This window comes from Neobacillus sp. B24 (genome assembly GCF_055381825.1).
In genome coordinates this window covers 3,870,524-3,885,272 of sequence record NZ_AP035777.1, presented here as the reverse complement: position 1 = coordinate 3,885,272, position 14,749 = coordinate 3,870,524, and the positions used below count along the sequence as shown (strand labels likewise).

The following is a 14,749-nucleotide window of genomic DNA, read 5'->3' as shown; positions in this document are numbered from 1 at the left end:
GGGAGTACGGGGCAGGGAAGACCCCGCAGGCGCTTCAGCGCCGAGGAGGCTTCCCGGCACGCCCGCGGAAAGCGAAGCACCTGGAGCGGATATCAACAGGCCCATTAGCATGGGTAAGTTTTTTTGATTCTTCCAATGAAAATACGCTTTCTCCATAAACCTGAGTTCTTAAAGATCATTTTTTTATCCAAAAAATCATATTCGTTCGGACAAGTTCATAAGTATATACGGAGAAGTGGAGGGATAAAAATGGATACTCCAATCCGGTTATTAAACCATACTGATGAAGCGACAAAGCAAATGCTAGAAAATGTGAGAAAGCGGAAAGAGAAGTTCGACATTGCAGAAAAGCGGCATTTTTTAGCGATCTATCTGACGCTTGCATGTGCAGTCATTTTTTTTGGCAATTTTTATATTACTATAGCGAAACAGTATTCCTATTCTTTTTTCGCGATGTTTTCTGCAACGCTTGATGACACTCTGTCCGTTTTTATGTTTGCGTTAACAATTATTGGCTTAGGATCAATGAATGTGTTAAAGCAGCAGAAGGAAAAAAAGGAAAAGGAGTACCAGGAGTTACGGAAGGAAATTGTCGATAAAAGCAAAGATTTATGGAAAAAGGAAGAGGACTGGAAGAACCGCCATCTTATTTTTGAAATGATGAAAAAAAATTATGACATTAACCTCTATCATGAAAATAAATAAGAAGCAGGCTTTTAGCTGCTTCCTATTCTCACACTAAAATATCTGCTTCTTTCCCTGTTCATCTTTCAGTATTTCTACAGCTTCACGGAATCGTTGTGAATGGACGATTTCTCTTTCCCGCAAAAAGCGCAGGCCATCATTTAAATCAGGATCGTCACTCATATTTATGATCCATTGGTAGGTTGCCCTTGCTTTTTCTTCAGCGGCGATATCTTCGTAAAGGTCAGCGATCGGATCGCCCTTCGCTTGAATGTAAGTTGCGGTCCATGGAACACCGGCAGCATTATGGTAATATAGTGCTTTATCATGGTCGGCATAATGGTCTCCGAGGCCCGCTGCTTTCATTTGATCCGGTGTGGCGTCTTTCGTGAGTTTATATATTGAAACCAAAATGCAACCATGTTAAAATATTGTTACATCAACATTTATAGACTTTTGAGGTGACAGCATGACACAGACGATAAACAAAATTAAGAAGGTTGCGATATACAGCAGAAAATCAAGACCTGATGAAACTGAGGAAGTTTTGCAAAGACAGTTAGCTTTTCTTGTTGATAAATGCGTTGAAAACAATTGGGAATTTGAGGTATTTCAAGAGGTAGGTTCATCACAGGATATTAACAGACCTGAACTTAATAAAATGCTTGAAAAGGTACAATCATATCACTATGACGCAATTGTTATTACAGACCAAGACAGACTTTCAAGAACTACAGTAGGTTTCGCACAGATAAAAGAAGTTCTAACTAACTATGGGGTTCAGGTTGTTACATCCACTAAAATATATGACTATGCTTCACAAGAAGATGACTTAATGAGTGATATGCAATCCATTGTAGCAAAACAGGAATATCTAAACATTAAGAAAAGATTGGTAAGGGGTAAAAGACAATCTGCTAAAGAAGGTAATTGGGTAGGTGGAAAAACTCCTGTAGGTTACAGCTATGACCATAAAACCAAAAAGCTAGTACCTGATGAAAATGCACCAATAATAAAAAGAATTTATAACTTATATCTGTCAGGAAAATCCTCTACAGATATTGAAAGAGTTTTTGACCTAGAAGGTATAGTAACCCCAACAGGTTCAAAATGGAATAAGGCAAGAATATCTGTAGTGTTAGCAAACCCTGTTTACAAAGGTACTGTTATCTATGGTAAAACAAAGGTTTCTAAAGTGGAGAAAAAGCCCTCAGGTGCCCCAAAACAGTTTAAGACTGAGGAAAGTGATCAAATTGTTATTGAGAACGCCCATGAACCTATTATAGCCCCTGAGGATTGGGAAAAGGCAAAAGATATTAGAGAAGGCAGACTAACAAAGCCACCTAGTGCGAGGATTGGTAAGGTGATCTTTACAGGCTTAATTAAATGTAGTTTTTGTGGAAGAACTCACAGCTTTCAAAGGAGAAAAGGAAAAGAATTAAGGGTTACTTCTTGTCAAACAAGAAATTATAAAGATGACGGTTCTTATACAGTATGCGAGAACAAAGGTGTAAGATTAGATCAGTTTGAACAGGTTTTCTTTGCAAAGTTTGGTCAGTTCGTTAAACAGCTAGAACTGTATTTAGAAGATATAAAACAAAACATCAAACATGATGAAACGCAAAATCCCGCTGATGAAAAAGCTATTCTAACAGCTAATATTAAAAAGATTGAGGCTAGTATTAAAAGAGTACAGAAGGGCTTTATAGCTGAGATATATACAGAGGATGAAGCCCAAAAAGAGATTAAACAGCTAAAAACTCAAAAGGATTATATTGAGGAACAAATTAAGCGATTAGATACTAAAACTAAGGACGAGAAAATAGACGAGTTACAGGCTGTTCTTGACAAGCTGAAACAACTCCTAGAAGGTACGTCAGATTTAGAAACAAAGGAAATAAATCACCTGTTAACGTCTCTAATTGACCATATTGAATATAATAGGGTAGGAGATTATAAGGCAGAGATTGAAATGAAAATACATTACAAAGGACAGTCAGGGGAGTAATTGGATTACTTCTCTTTTTTTATGCTAAAAATGGACAAAAAGAAAACCCCCTCAACAGCCTAAGCCATTAAGGGGAAAAGGAAAAGATATACTGGTATTACTGTTAAAGGTTATATTGCTTACGCCATGTCATTCCTTGCGTCATGCCATGCTATTTAAGAAGTAATTATATTATTTATTACTATCATAGCTATCATTTATAATTATTAGTTATTTATTAGTTATGTTGTGCGAAGCACCCGTAAGGTATATCTTTTATCTTTTAGTTATTTATATATTATAGTGTGGCAACCACCCCCACTTTACAGGCACTTTTTTAAAATAATTTAGGTAATTTATTGCAAAACGCTGAAACCCTTGTGGCTGTAAGGCTGAGGCTGTTCACATTTTAGTCACATTCATAAAAAAGTTAGTCCTTAGAACCTGAGTTTGTGCATGGGGTTTTAATAGCTAAGATTGTTAATCACTGTTCCGTTACCTTTGCTGTGATTATTAAATACTGTGAACCCTTGATATATAAGGCTTTTTAGTTGGTTAAAGTCACAAGGTTATTATTGTGATTAACAGCCCTATAAAATCAGGCTTTATGGAGGTTTATAATACCACCATATAGGGATTATTAAAAATTGTGATTAACCACCTTATAAAATCAACGTTTATCGGTGTTATTAGTCACACGTTGCACAATGGGGGAAAATCATCAAAGCCTTGAAAACTCTATATTTGTGGTCTTTAATAGCTGTGATTTTTTGGGCAAATAACGCTTGCTTGCCTGTTTTACACAGTCACCTCAGAACTATTTTTTAGCACAATAGACTAGCCCAAAATAAAAAGACCGGTGCAATACCAGCCTTTACAGTTTCCTATTTATTTAAGTGATTGATCACCAAAGCCCACAAGTCCTCAGATACGCCTAATTCGTATTCATTGATAACAGGCTGGTAAGCGTCTAGTCCTTCTTTTAAACCGTCCTCAGTGATAAAGAACCGCTTTACAGCATGATTAAATTGATTAACCCTCTCAATGACAAATTCGCCATTTTCTTTATATAATTTTAGTGTTTTCTTGTCCATTATTTAGCCACCTCTTTATTTTCTCTATATTCCTTTAATCGCCTTTTGAATGTAGCAACACTACAGCCAGCAAATTCAGCACCCTCAGGCTGTGACATTGTACCAGCTTCAACCTGTTCAATAGCGTGTAATAAAGAACCTTCTATAACGTATTTCTTTGACTTCCTACCAAACTTGACACCTTTTTCTTTAGCGTCCTTAATGCCTTCCTGAGTTCTTTCAAGTATCATAGAACGTTCAAACTCAGCAAATGCACCTAAAACATTGAATAGAAGTTTTGTCATAGGGTTTTCCATTGTCTCAGCTGTAAACATTCCCATGTTTAATATATGAACCGCTACACCACGATTAGTTAAATCTGTGACGATCTTTTCAAGCTGTGACAGGGAACGTGCTATACGATCAGCCTTAGTTACTAAAAGAGTGTCACCAGCTTTAATTACTTCCAACAGCTTACTTAATTCTTTTCTATCAGCCTTTGCCCCACTGATCTTTTCTTTATATATCTTAGTAGCACCATTTTCTTTTAGTGCCTTAATTTGAATGTCAAGTTCTTGTTTATTAGTTGATACCCTTGCATAGCCATAAATCATTGTTTTTAACCCCATTTTCTTAGATTCTATTTGATACGACTTTTTGATACTGTATGAATCCTATAATAAAGCCATTTTTTCATAGTGTCAATAAGTGTAGACATTTTGATACGATATTTTTTTATAGGCATTTTCTTTAGAGGTATTTTTTTAGGGAAATGGGGTTCTATTAAACCGATCAATACTCAACATTATTGATTGACCGCTACCAGCAACGCAATAACAAAGGGTGGGCTACAATCAAAAGTGTTTGTCATAAGTAAAGGGTATAGGGTGGGCTAATAAAGAAGGGTATAGGGTACGCCTCACAGCCACCGCACCGCCATAGCACAGCACCTATATACACGCCTCACCACAGCCTCACAGACAAGCCATACAGCACCGCTACCAGCAATGGCATAGTAAGAACCACAACGCCACACGAGGGCAACACCACGCCCACAGCGAGGCAACAGACAACGACAAGGCGAACGACACGAGGACAACAACAGCAACAGAACGAGAACGAATGGAAGAACGAACAGAACAACAAACAACAAAGAAAAGGAAAACAAACAATGAATGATAGATAAGATAGATCACGCCTATAACATAAGGTGAACAAACTGTCAATGGTGATAGCTGGAAGGGGGTATACAGGGGGGACGGGGGGTGTCTCAGGGGTCGGTCTGGTGGATGGAAAATATAGATTTCGGTTTCAAAATATTTACTGGTAAACATTGGGGTTACTGAGGGTCTTTAATTATAATTTATTGTATAATGGTTAGAGATTGATTTGAAAATAGGGAGGGATTTAAATGGCTGATTTCTTATTACCGCTTATGGGTGTTTTTATCGTTATTGCAAATATCATTGGCTTTATATTCTACAAAAAAAAGAAAAATTTATATCTTGCTGCTTTAATAATATTGTTATCAGCAGTTTTATTTGGTGCAATTGGTGGTGCAATAGCAGTATTTATTATTCGTGATGCTTTTGCAATATTTTATGGAATGCAACTAGCACAATATTTATTATTCAATAGTATCATTGTTTTCCTTATCGCAATTGTAGTAACTGTAGTAAAAAAGTATAGAAAAATATGATTCGTTTGCGTATAAGGCGTGTCTGAGATTGCGATTCTAACGCAATTAACTTTAGCTTTATGGGGGATTGTCTTACTCGATTCGCTGTAGAGGGGGTGTCCTTAGGGTTTTTGCAAAAATAGGGATAGCCATTCCTTTAAAAATAATTTTGAGGGATTTTTAAAAACTTTTAAGGATAGTTAGATTTTCCCACTACTGATATAATGGAAATAAAAAGGAGTTTGACCAATGACCACAGAACCTAAGTTAATATATCATTTCACTAATTTTGGTGAATTTGAATTGATCTGTTTAGAAAATGAAGGATTGGCTTTTCCTGAATTAGAAAAAGTAATGTATGACTATGTACTTAAACAGCCTGAAAAGTCTATTGAATTTAAAGAGTGCTGGATTCATCACGAACAGGGTGAAGAAGGGGAAATAAGAACAGTTCAAATTACTTTTCAAGACGACAATATAAATAAGGCTGTTCGCTTATGGGGTGCTAGGCTTTTAGAAAGTGGAAAAGTTCTTAAAATGACTATTGACTTTATTGATATAGAATCCCTAGAAGTTGAGTACGAACATGAATTGGAAGTAAGGCAGGGTAAGAAATGAGTAATAAACCAATGACAGCCGACCAAATGATTGAAGCCATGAAAAATATGACTAATGGTGACAGAATTGACTTTTTACATTACCTATCTAAGAACCATTTCCACTCAGGGAAACCCACTGACGATATGATTTTAGCTGTAAGGAATCACATTGAGGATTACATAGACAGGGAACTATCTGAGGATGAAAAAACAGCAATGAAACTAGCTTATGACAATGGCTATAACGTTGGGGTTCGTGTTGGAATGAAAAAGGTTTTTGAAAGTGCGAAATCTGAGGAATAAGGACAAAAAAGAAGGGCTTTTAAATTAACCCTTCTTCTTTAAAATAATCAATAAATATTTTAGGGTTTACTTTTAATTCTTTTGCTATTTGCTGAGGCGTGTAATCTTCCCAAATCATTTTATTTATTTGGTCTATTTTTATAGTTTCCTTTTTCTTTTTACCTTTACCCCCAAAACTGTCACCACGTTTAGGAACAACACCTAATCTAAGACCGTTTTTGTCACCGTAAGGCATACCACATTCATGACGCTGGTGATCTTTACCCACCATATGAGACGGTTTACCAAAGAACCTAACACCACATTTTTCACACTTAAAGCAAAGTACAGCGTGTTTATTTAAATAAGTATTTAAGGGATTCACAGCACCGTCATAAACTTTATTTAACCTTGCTTCAAATTCTGATCTATTCATTCTTCTTACCCCTTCCTATCTGTTAAAAATGTAGCTAGAAGGTAGCTTTTTAACCTTTACACGTAAAGCAATGGTTTTACCTTCACTATCTTTTTCTATACGGGAATTTGACGCTATAGCCTCGTTTTTTAGCCTCTTAATATGCTTTGGAACAGTCGTGTAAATATCCCATAGCTTTGATAACTGATCATAAATAATTACTGTTTCTTGTTCTTCTTTTTCGTAATAAGCCATTCCTAACAACCTTTCAAAGTAAAATAAAAAACCCACCTACAAAAGTAAGTGGGAAAAAATTTAATTAGCTTCTATCGTTCATAGCAAGTCCAGCCCTTGCACGTTCTACCCTTGCTTTAATTTCCTTTTCCAAAAATTCCTGTCTGATCTTCTCTTTACGTTCCTCAGCTTCACGTAATAGTCTGTTACGTTCTGCTAAAGCATTTGCAACTTCTTCATCATTTGTATAAGAACTTGATTTCTGTTCATAAAGAGAAAAACCACCATTCATAGGGATGATATTCTCGTCACGTCTTAACTGATCTACAGCAGTTCCTAAAGCCATACGAACAGTTAACGGTAAAGATTTAATTTGTTCATGTGCCTCAGCGTCTCCGTTAGCTAAAGCCCTTACTAATTCAGGATTAAAATTTGTCATAATAAATAACCACCTTATTAAATTTTATTTGTTCTTTTCTACTAGTTCAGCAATTTGCTGTATTTCCTTTTCATCAAATTTCAGTTTCCCAATGGCAAGGAAAAGTTTCCCTGAGTAATGATCTGTAACAGGGATCTTTTTTAACTCAATATCTGAAAGTCGTGCTTGTGGTATGCCACTATAAACAGCAAACTCACTTTGACTTAGCCCTCGACATTTACGAATAATAGGTAACATTTCTGCTGTTAACTTCAATTTTTCCACCCCACATTTATCCTCATAAATTATGCTTTTCTAAGTAAATAAAAAAGGCAAGGCATAAAGCCTCACATAGCTACATAGGAGATCAACCAATGTCATTTTAACCGTAACAGGCTATTAACCTGTTCCCTTTATAGTTTAAGAAACCATAGGGCGGTACAGGTAGTTTTAAAAAGTTTTTAAAATAAATGTCCTATTCCATTCCTTATCTGCAAGTACGTGTGTGTAGGGGTCATTAGACAATCTCTAACATTCATACGCTGGATTAAGGATGGTGAACACCATGACTAAACAAAATGAACCTAAGGTTATTATTGTTGATGATAAAACAGTCGCTGTAGAGGGAATTGGAAAAGCTACAGACGTGGGGGAACTTGACATAAAGAAATTTATAGAGATCGCTATGGGCTTACCTTCTTTTTGGAGGTAGGCTTTTTTTATGCCTTTTTTTATGCTTTCAGGGGGTATATAATAATGAAGGTATTAGGGTTGTAGAGGTTTTTTAAAAGATTGCATAATGGTTATGATCTATTTGTATACCATTGTGGCAATCATTTCCAAGTGAGCAAATTCTTCTGTTCCAATATCTGTTAAGAGACCAATTACTTTGTCAGGAATGGTATATCGCTGGTTTAAATAGCGTAATGCGGCTGAGAGCTCTCCATCCGCACCACCATATTGCTCAATTAAGAACCTGGCCAGCATCGGATTACAGGTACTGACTCGAACCGGATATTGCAGCTTTTTTTCATATAACCACATAGTCTAATCCCTCCCCTTGTTGAAATCTCCCACCTATACCTGCCATGGCCACGGAGAATCGTCCCAGTTCCATGGGTAGCCGGAATAGCTGTTACCGTATTGCAGTAAGGGCCCAAATTGGCTTTCAAACGCCTTTTTTAACCGTTTCCTCTCTTTTGCATAGTGATTAAACTGATTAATGGCATCTAAATCATCATTATGGGTATCAAGGTATAAGGTGAGTTCAACCAGAACAAAGTCTACTGCCTGAAGCTGTTCCATTAATTGATAGTACTCAGCTGGTACCTGCTTCATGAAGGCTCGCCTCCCCTATTTGGCTGTTCGTTAGGATTGTACCAAGGATCATAGAAGGCCTTCCATAGTGTTCCTGCTCTAAGTGCTTCCTGCGGCGTGAATTGCGGTAAATTTGGCGGTTGAAAACCCATGTATAAATGAGGCGGCGTGGAATATGTTTTTTCAAGCATCGGCTTGCAAGGATCAAACGGACTCACGTAAGGATGATAGGTTTTAAGACGTTGATGCATAGAATCCCTCCCTTTATTCAACATCAGTTAATCTTATGTGCAAAATTTCATAGACATGACATAATTCTTAAATATATTAAAGGTTTTTTACCACGGGTATAGAATTATAATAAGGAGGAAGGATTATCATTTGAGGTGATGGGAAATGTTTGTAAAAAATATTATGATACCAAAGCATGAATGCGTTACAGCACAAGAGAATGAAACGCTTAAGGCAGCATTGGAAAAACTGGAGGAACACCAAATCGATGGGATTCCAGTTCTACAAGGGGAAAAGTATCTCGGAGTTGTCACGAGGTATAACATTTATCAAAACTTTTTTAACTCCAATCAAACAAAAAAGGAGTTTTTAAATTCTACATATGTTAAAGATATCGCCGTCCACCAGGATAAGTATCTACTGGGGGCCGAATTATTTGAAAAAACCATGTTAGACCTTAAGGACTTTCCATTATTAGCGGTGGTTGATGATAGCCTGAGATTCCTTGGTGTTGTTACCCGCTCAGATGTACTAGGACAATTTGAAAGTGCATTCGGGGTAAATCGTCCAGGGGTTCGGATTGCCTTTACATCGGTTGAAACGGAAGGACGGATTGCCAGGTTATCTGAAATTGCCCATCATTTCCATGAGCATATTATTTCACTTGTAACTTTTGATGAAACTGATAAACTCGTCCGCAGGATTGTGATGAAGATTGAGAAGAAGGATAATATCGATAAATTCACAAAGAAATTGGAAGAGCATGGATTTCGAATTTTAAGTATTCAAGAAGGCTAAAAAGGAAAGGTAAAGAATGGGTCTCCCTCTCATACATTGTTATGGGAGGGATTTTTTTATGCTTAAAAGAATTGCCAGGATTGTTTTCATTTTTATATGCGGGTATCTTGTCATTGAATGGATTTCCGTACAACACCCTTTTAACCTGGCTGATTTTTTTATCGCGTTGGTTATCCAGCCGCTGCAATTTTTTATGGCGGCATTGGCCCTTTTTCTGGGGATTCTGTTGAATGCCAGAATCCTTAAAGATTTGGTGCCTACTGTAAAAAAGATGTTAGCTGGACAAAAGCCAATAGGAAATACCTACTATTGGGATTTTTTCGGTCTTCTGTGCATTTTTTTCCTTTTGTTTCATTTGGGTTGGGAACAAACTCTTGTATTTTTAGGATTGAGCATGATTTATGGTATGATTTCGATAGTATTTTAGAAGCAGAAGGAGAAGGAGAAAAAGGAATGGTTACTTTTTTGGTGATCCTGATCATGATTGGGGTAGGCCTTATCTTATATATGCTGAAGGAAGCTTTTCAAAATAAAATTACCGTCAATGACCTGGTATTTTCAGATTTCCCCGCATCCTTCGGGGAGATAAAGATTTTTTTTATTACAGATATCCATAAACGGAGCGTTTCGGAAAAGATGTTAGCCCGTATTGTTGGTAATGCAGACATGGTCATTATCGGCGGCGACTTGGCGGAAAAAGGCGTACCGTTAAGGCGTGTGAAGGAAAATTTGCTTAAATTAAAGGAAATCGCTCCTGTTTACTTTGTTTGGGGAAATAACGACTATGAAATTGACTATCTTCAGTTAACAGCGCTAATGAAGGAATTGGAAATAACTATTTTAGCTAATACAGCGGTTGTGCTGGAATCTGATGCAGGAGAAACCCTAAGCTTGCTTGGTGTGAAGGAAATGAATCACAATCAAGATAGATTGGATCTTGCTCTTGGCATTGCAGCAGAAGGAAGCTTTAAAATATTAGTCAGCCATTTTCCTAGTATCATTAACAAAATTCTTCCTGAACATCATATTCGATTAGTGTTAAGCGGACATACACATGGAGGCCAAATTCGTGTTTTTGGCTTTGGGCCCTATAAACGAGGAGGAATCGAAACACTTGGAAATACGATGCTGATGGTAAGTAATGGTTACGGGACCACCGTTATTCCACTAAGGCTTGGTGCTCCTGCCGAGTGTCACTTAATTAAACTTAGAAGAGGCATGGAAAAAGGAGGGAGCGAGTAGACATTCACAAACTGAACTCTGCTTTCATACTCTAAAACAAGAGTTATTCATAAGCAGGGGGCAAAAATATGCGCTTGGAACGATTGGCAGCAAACAAAATAAAAATATTTCTAACCTCTGATGATTTATTTGAAAGAGGCCTTTCCAACGAAGATATTTGGAAGGATTCAGGAAAATGGAATCAACTCTTTCATGATATGCTTGATGAAGCAAGTGATGAATTTGATGTTGATATAAGGGGATCGGTGGCAGTTGAAGTTTTCTCCCTTTATGCTCAAGGTATAATAATGATTATAACCGTAAACGAGGTAAAAGAAGACGAAGAATTATTGGAAGATGGAATTATTGAAATGCAGGTAAGTGTTGGTGCATCGCGGGAACTTCTATATGAATTTGACGATTTCGAGGATTTGATTAATCTCGCTAAGAGGCTCAATCCGTTAAATATAGATGCGGGCAGTATCTATTCGATGAACAATCGTTACTATCTCTTGATGAATAACCTGGAAGAAGATAAGACTGTGATCATTGCTTCGTTACTTTCGGAGTATGGCAATGCCTCTATCTTGAGTCATTTTGTTCTTGCCGAGTATGGAAAATTAATTATAAAGGACAAAGCGATTGACAGGCTTCTTCATTATTTTAAATAGCTTTCTTATGGATTTGTAAAAACTTAGGAGGAGCAGTGCCGCTCCTCTTCATCGTTTGGTGGAGGGGGGCAGAACATTAATGCTATTACAATAAAAATATCTCTATTTATAGGGAATGGCAACGGTTACATATTCACATTCCAAAATGGTGGAAAGTGAATTTTTTCTCCTTGCATTAATTAAGTAAAGGTGTATACTTGTGACTGAAAGCGGACAACATTCGTAAAAGTGATTCATAGGAGGTTTACAAATGGTAGCCGAAAAAGGTGCTGAAAAAACAAATCAAGGGGCCACACATGATGTGTTAAAATCAACACAGACTGTTATTCATAAAGCCCTTGAAAAATTAGGTTATCCTGAAGAAGTATACGAGCTCTTAAAAGAGCCATTACGGATGATGACAGTTAAAATCCCCGTCCGGATGGATGACGGTTCTGTTAAAATATTTACTGGCTATCGTGCCCAGCACAACGATGCTGTCGGTCCTACAAAAGGTGGTATTCGCTTCCATCCAGGTGTCACAGAAACAGAAGTGAAAGCACTCTCAATTTGGATGAGTTTAAAATGTGGAATTGTCGATCTTCCTTATGGAGGCGGTAAGGGTGGCATTGTCTGTGACCCTCGCGACATGTCTTTCAGAGAGCTTGAAAGATTGAGCCGTGGATATGTACGGGCTATCAGCCAAATTGTTGGTCCAACAAAAGATATTCCAGCTCCGGATGTATTCACCAATTCGCAGATAATGGCGTGGATGATGGATGAATACAGCCGTATCGATGAATTTAATTCACCAGGCTTTATTACTGGTAAGCCGCTTGTCCTTGGCGGTTCACATGGACGTGAATCGGCCACTGCTAAAGGGGTAACTATTTGTATTCGCGAGGCTGCGAAAAAGAAAGGCATTTCCATTGAAGGGGCTAGAGTAGTTGTGCAAGGCTTCGGTAATGCCGGAAGTTATCTGTCCAAATTCATGCACGATGCCGGTGCAAAGGTAATCGGAATTTCAGATGCTTACGGTGCCCTTTACGATCCTAACGGACTGGATATTGACTATTTGTTGGATCGACGGGATAGTTTTGGAACTGTAACGAAATTATTTAATAATACTATTACTAATAAAGAGCTGCTTGAACTTGATTGTGATATTCTCGTTCCCGCTGCGATTGAGAACCAAATTACGGAAGAAAATGCCCATAATATTCGTGCCAGCATAGTCGTTGAGGCAGCCAACGGTCCGACAACCCTCGAGGCAACTGAAATTCTCACAGAGCGCGGAATTTTGCTAGTCCCGGATGTGCTTGCATCTTCAGGCGGAGTAACTGTTTCGTACTTTGAATGGGTCCAAAACAACCAAGGTTATTATTGGAACGAGGAAGAAGTAGAAGAGAAACTAGAAAAGATACTAGTCAAATCATTTAAAAATATTTATGATACAGCCCAAACACGCCGTGTCGACATGCGCCTTGCCGCCTATATGGTCGGTGTAAGAAAAATGGCTGAAGCTAGCCGCTTCAGAGGTTGGATTTAATAACATAATTGAATCAATTTCATAAATCTGAGCCCTACGGGCTCAAGGCTTTCAAGCACTAAAAAAAGGAGTACCTCCCCAAAATGTCGAAATAAGTAAGCACCACACAAACTTATAGACTGGAGGAAGACTCCCTATGACTATTATAAGGCAAGGAAGCCTGTTTGGACTACAAGAATTATATGATTTAGAACCTACCCATCGTTTTGAAGCAGTTTTTTCTGCTATCGACATTGATCCTATCTTCGCTGTGGTAACGAAGAAGTCTCGTTTTGGTAGACCCATTGAACTGAATTATGCAGCGATGATTTACTCATTAGTTGCCCGATTAACGGAACGGATTCCATTCATTAAAGATTTGGTAAAGCGATTAAGAAACGATATGATTTTCCGACTAGACTGCGGCTTTTTGGTTTCTGATACTGTCCCTTCTGAGGCAGCTTATTCAAGAATGGTGACGATCCTCAGTGAATCTAATGTTCTTGAAGATGTTAAAGAAACAATTCTATATCAAGCCATGACAGAAGGATTTATCACTGATGATACAGCAGCCCTTGATGCCACACACTTTGAAGCCAAAGATCAAGCACCTCCAAAAGAGGAAAAACCAAAAACAGAACCCAAGAAACGTGGGCGTAAATCAAAAGAAGAAAGAGAACAATGGTTGATTGAAAAAGCTGAACGCGAAGCCAATCTACCCCTTTTCGAAAAGAAAATTGAAGAACAGTTAGATGTTCCTTTAGATCAACTTCGTGCTGAAATTCCTCAACACCCCGAATGGGGTGTGAAGAAAAACAGCGAAGGAAAGAATGTTTTTTGGTATGGCTATAAGGCTCATTTAGCTGTTGGAGCAAAAAGCCAATATATTCTTCAATCTCTCTTTTCTTCTGGAAATTTAAACGACGGAAAGGCAGCGATTCCTTTATTAAAAGGAATCCATGAGCGTCTTCAACTTCCGACTTTACGTTATCAAACGATGGATGCAGGATATGACTACGAACCGATTTACGAACAAATTCACCGATTGGGTCAACAATCTGTGATTGCCTATAACAAGCGTAATGAACCTGAGTTAGAAGGTTTTGATAAACATTTCGCCCCCACTTGTTTCCGGGAACACTCGTATCGATATGATAGTTTCGATCCAAAATACAAAACACTCAAATATACACGTCCAAAGGAATGTAAAGACTGTCCGCTAGCCAATGAGGGTATTTGTCAAAAGATCTATAAAGTGAAAATCACGACAGACCTCCGAAAATATACAGCACCAGCCCGTGGCTCGAAAGTTTGGAAAACTATCTTTAAACGACGTACCGCAGTGGAACGTGTGAATGCTTATCTTAAGTTATACTTTCAATTAAACAATGTTCGTTACCGGACAGGTAAACGCGCCAAAGTTCACTTTGATCTAGTGACCTTGGTTTATAATGCTTCAAAACTGGCCGCTGATCGTATTAATGCCGCTTTAAATAGTCAAAAACAAGCAGCATAAATTTTAAAAATTGAATAGATAAAAATTCTGCAGGTCTGTGATTCTTTAAAATAAGGAATTATGAAATTGATTCAATTGAAATATAATAAAAAAACTTCTATCATAAACAGGGTAGGAG

At 37.7% G+C, this 14,749-nt stretch carries 20 protein-coding genes and 2 pseudogenes; 12 read left to right on the top strand and 10 right to left on the bottom strand.

The genetic code is table 11. The features are described 5' to 3' along the window. Positions 1 to 249 precede the first annotated feature (249 nt). Positions 250 to 705, top strand: a complete 456-nt coding sequence (locus ACZ43M_RS19225; RefSeq protein ID WP_464504123.1) for a DUF2663 family protein — start codon at positions 250 to 252, stop codon at positions 703 to 705. Positions 706 to 738: 33 nt separating this feature from the next. Here ACZ43M_RS19225 and ACZ43M_RS19220 read toward each other — a convergent pair. Next, positions 739 to 1,098: pseudogene (locus ACZ43M_RS19220) on the bottom strand (manganese catalase family protein); the annotation flags it as partial. 55 nt (positions 1,099 to 1,153) lie between these two features. Between ACZ43M_RS19220 and ACZ43M_RS19215 the strand changes: the two are divergent. Next, positions 1,154 to 2,692 (top strand): recombinase family protein, encoded by a 1,539-nt coding sequence (locus ACZ43M_RS19215; protein ID WP_464504122.1) that lies wholly within the window; start codon positions 1,154 to 1,156, stop codon positions 2,690 to 2,692. 863 nt (positions 2,693 to 3,555) lie between these two features. Here ACZ43M_RS19215 and ACZ43M_RS19210 read toward each other — a convergent pair. After that, the gene (locus tag ACZ43M_RS19210; RefSeq protein ID WP_464504121.1) at positions 3,556 to 3,765 is read right to left on the bottom strand and encodes a hypothetical protein; all 210 of its coding nucleotides are present in this window, start codon (positions 3,763 to 3,765) and stop codon (positions 3,556 to 3,558) included. After that, positions 3,765 to 4,358: a recombinase family protein gene (locus ACZ43M_RS19205; RefSeq protein WP_464504120.1), complete on the bottom strand. Its 594-nt coding sequence runs from the start codon at positions 4,356 to 4,358 to the stop codon at positions 3,765 to 3,767. Before ACZ43M_RS19205 ends, ACZ43M_RS19210 begins: the two co-directional genes overlap by 1 nt. A gap of 797 nt (positions 4,359 to 5,155) precedes the next feature. Between ACZ43M_RS19205 and ACZ43M_RS19200 the strand changes: the two genes are divergently transcribed. From ACZ43M_RS19200 to ACZ43M_RS19190, 3 genes are all read left to right on the top strand, one after another. Continuing rightward, a complete protein-coding gene (locus ACZ43M_RS19200; protein WP_464504119.1) occupies positions 5,156 to 5,443 on the top strand; it encodes a 3-isopropylmalate dehydrogenase in 288 nt (95 codons plus the stop codon). A 228-nt stretch (positions 5,444 to 5,671) separates the two neighbouring features. After that, the gene (locus tag ACZ43M_RS19195; protein WP_464504118.1) at positions 5,672 to 6,040 is read left to right on the top strand and encodes a hypothetical protein; all 369 of its coding nucleotides are present in this window, start codon (positions 5,672 to 5,674) and stop codon (positions 6,038 to 6,040) included. Then, positions 6,037 to 6,324: a hypothetical protein gene (locus ACZ43M_RS19190; protein ID WP_464504117.1), complete on the top strand. Its 288-nt coding sequence runs from the start codon at positions 6,037 to 6,039 to the stop codon at positions 6,322 to 6,324. The genes ACZ43M_RS19195 and ACZ43M_RS19190 overlap by 4 nt, the downstream gene beginning before the upstream one ends. A 19-nt stretch (positions 6,325 to 6,343) precedes the next feature. Here ACZ43M_RS19190 and ACZ43M_RS19185 read toward each other — a convergent pair whose 3' ends face one another. The 4 genes from ACZ43M_RS19185 to ACZ43M_RS19170 all read right to left on the bottom strand — a co-directional run bounded on the left by ACZ43M_RS19185 (position 6,344) and on the right by ACZ43M_RS19170 (position 7,655). Further along, on the bottom strand, positions 6,344 to 6,739 hold the full coding sequence (locus ACZ43M_RS19185; protein ID WP_464504116.1) for an adenylate kinase: 396 nt from the start codon (positions 6,737 to 6,739) through the stop codon (positions 6,344 to 6,346). A 15-nt stretch (positions 6,740 to 6,754) separates the two neighbouring features. Continuing rightward, positions 6,755 to 6,973, bottom strand: a complete 219-nt coding sequence (locus tag ACZ43M_RS19180; protein WP_464504115.1) for a hypothetical protein — start codon at positions 6,971 to 6,973, stop codon at positions 6,755 to 6,757. Between the two features lie 64 nt (positions 6,974 to 7,037). Then, positions 7,038 to 7,391, bottom strand: coding sequence for a hypothetical protein (locus ACZ43M_RS19175; protein ID WP_464504114.1), 354 nt, complete (start codon positions 7,389 to 7,391; stop codon positions 7,038 to 7,040). 24 nt (positions 7,392 to 7,415) lie between these two features. Further along, the gene (locus ACZ43M_RS19170) at positions 7,416 to 7,655 is read right to left on the bottom strand and encodes a helix-turn-helix domain-containing protein (RefSeq protein ID WP_464504113.1); all 240 of its coding nucleotides are present in this window, start codon (positions 7,653 to 7,655) and stop codon (positions 7,416 to 7,418) included. A 280-nt stretch (positions 7,656 to 7,935) separates the two neighbouring features. On the opposite strand from ACZ43M_RS19170, the gene ACZ43M_RS19165 reads away from it, so the two are divergent. Next, entirely contained in the window at positions 7,936 to 8,082 is a 147-nt protein-coding gene (locus ACZ43M_RS19165) for a hypothetical protein (RefSeq protein ID WP_464504112.1), read from the top strand. A 101-nt stretch (positions 8,083 to 8,183) separates the two neighbouring features. On the opposite strand, the pseudogene cotJC reads toward ACZ43M_RS19165, so the two are convergent. The 3 genes and pseudogenes from cotJC to ACZ43M_RS19150 form a co-directional block, all read right to left on the bottom strand. Then, positions 8,184 to 8,414 (bottom strand): annotated as a pseudogene (gene cotJC / locus ACZ43M_RS19160) (spore coat protein CotJC); the annotation flags it as partial. A 33-nt stretch (positions 8,415 to 8,447) separates the two neighbouring features. Beyond that, on the bottom strand, positions 8,448 to 8,708 hold the full coding sequence (locus ACZ43M_RS19155) for a spore coat protein CotJB (RefSeq protein ID WP_464504111.1): 261 nt from the start codon (positions 8,706 to 8,708) through the stop codon (positions 8,448 to 8,450). Next, complete coding sequence (locus ACZ43M_RS19150; protein WP_464504110.1) at positions 8,705 to 8,938, bottom strand: spore coat associated protein CotJA; 234 nt, start codon at positions 8,936 to 8,938, stop codon at positions 8,705 to 8,707. The genes ACZ43M_RS19155 and ACZ43M_RS19150 overlap by 4 nt, the downstream gene beginning before the upstream one ends. A gap of 145 nt (positions 8,939 to 9,083) precedes the next feature. On the opposite strand from ACZ43M_RS19150, the gene ACZ43M_RS19145 reads away from it, so the two are divergent. The 6 genes from ACZ43M_RS19145 to ACZ43M_RS19120 all read left to right on the top strand — a co-directional run bounded on the left by ACZ43M_RS19145 (position 9,084) and on the right by ACZ43M_RS19120 (position 14,631). Next, positions 9,084 to 9,716, top strand: a complete 633-nt coding sequence (locus tag ACZ43M_RS19145) for a CBS domain-containing protein (protein WP_464504109.1) — start codon at positions 9,084 to 9,086, stop codon at positions 9,714 to 9,716. 58 nt (positions 9,717 to 9,774) lie between these two features. Continuing rightward, a complete protein-coding gene (locus tag ACZ43M_RS19140; protein WP_464504108.1) occupies positions 9,775 to 10,143 on the top strand; it encodes a hypothetical protein in 369 nt (122 codons plus the stop codon). A 26-nt stretch (positions 10,144 to 10,169) separates the two neighbouring features. Next, a complete protein-coding gene (locus ACZ43M_RS19135; RefSeq protein WP_464504107.1) occupies positions 10,170 to 10,958 on the top strand; it encodes a metallophosphoesterase in 789 nt (262 codons plus the stop codon). Between the two features lie 68 nt (positions 10,959 to 11,026). After that, positions 11,027 to 11,608 (top strand): genetic competence negative regulator, encoded by a 582-nt coding sequence (locus tag ACZ43M_RS19130; RefSeq protein ID WP_464504106.1) that lies wholly within the window; start codon positions 11,027 to 11,029, stop codon positions 11,606 to 11,608. 250 nt (positions 11,609 to 11,858) lie between these two features. Beyond that, a complete protein-coding gene (locus tag ACZ43M_RS19125; protein WP_464504105.1) occupies positions 11,859 to 13,136 on the top strand; it encodes a Glu/Leu/Phe/Val family dehydrogenase in 1,278 nt (425 codons plus the stop codon). A 136-nt stretch (positions 13,137 to 13,272) separates the two neighbouring features. Further along, on the top strand, positions 13,273 to 14,631 hold the full coding sequence (locus ACZ43M_RS19120; protein ID WP_464503376.1) for an IS1182 family transposase: 1,359 nt from the start codon (positions 13,273 to 13,275) through the stop codon (positions 14,629 to 14,631). Positions 14,632 to 14,749: the final 118 nt, after the last annotated feature.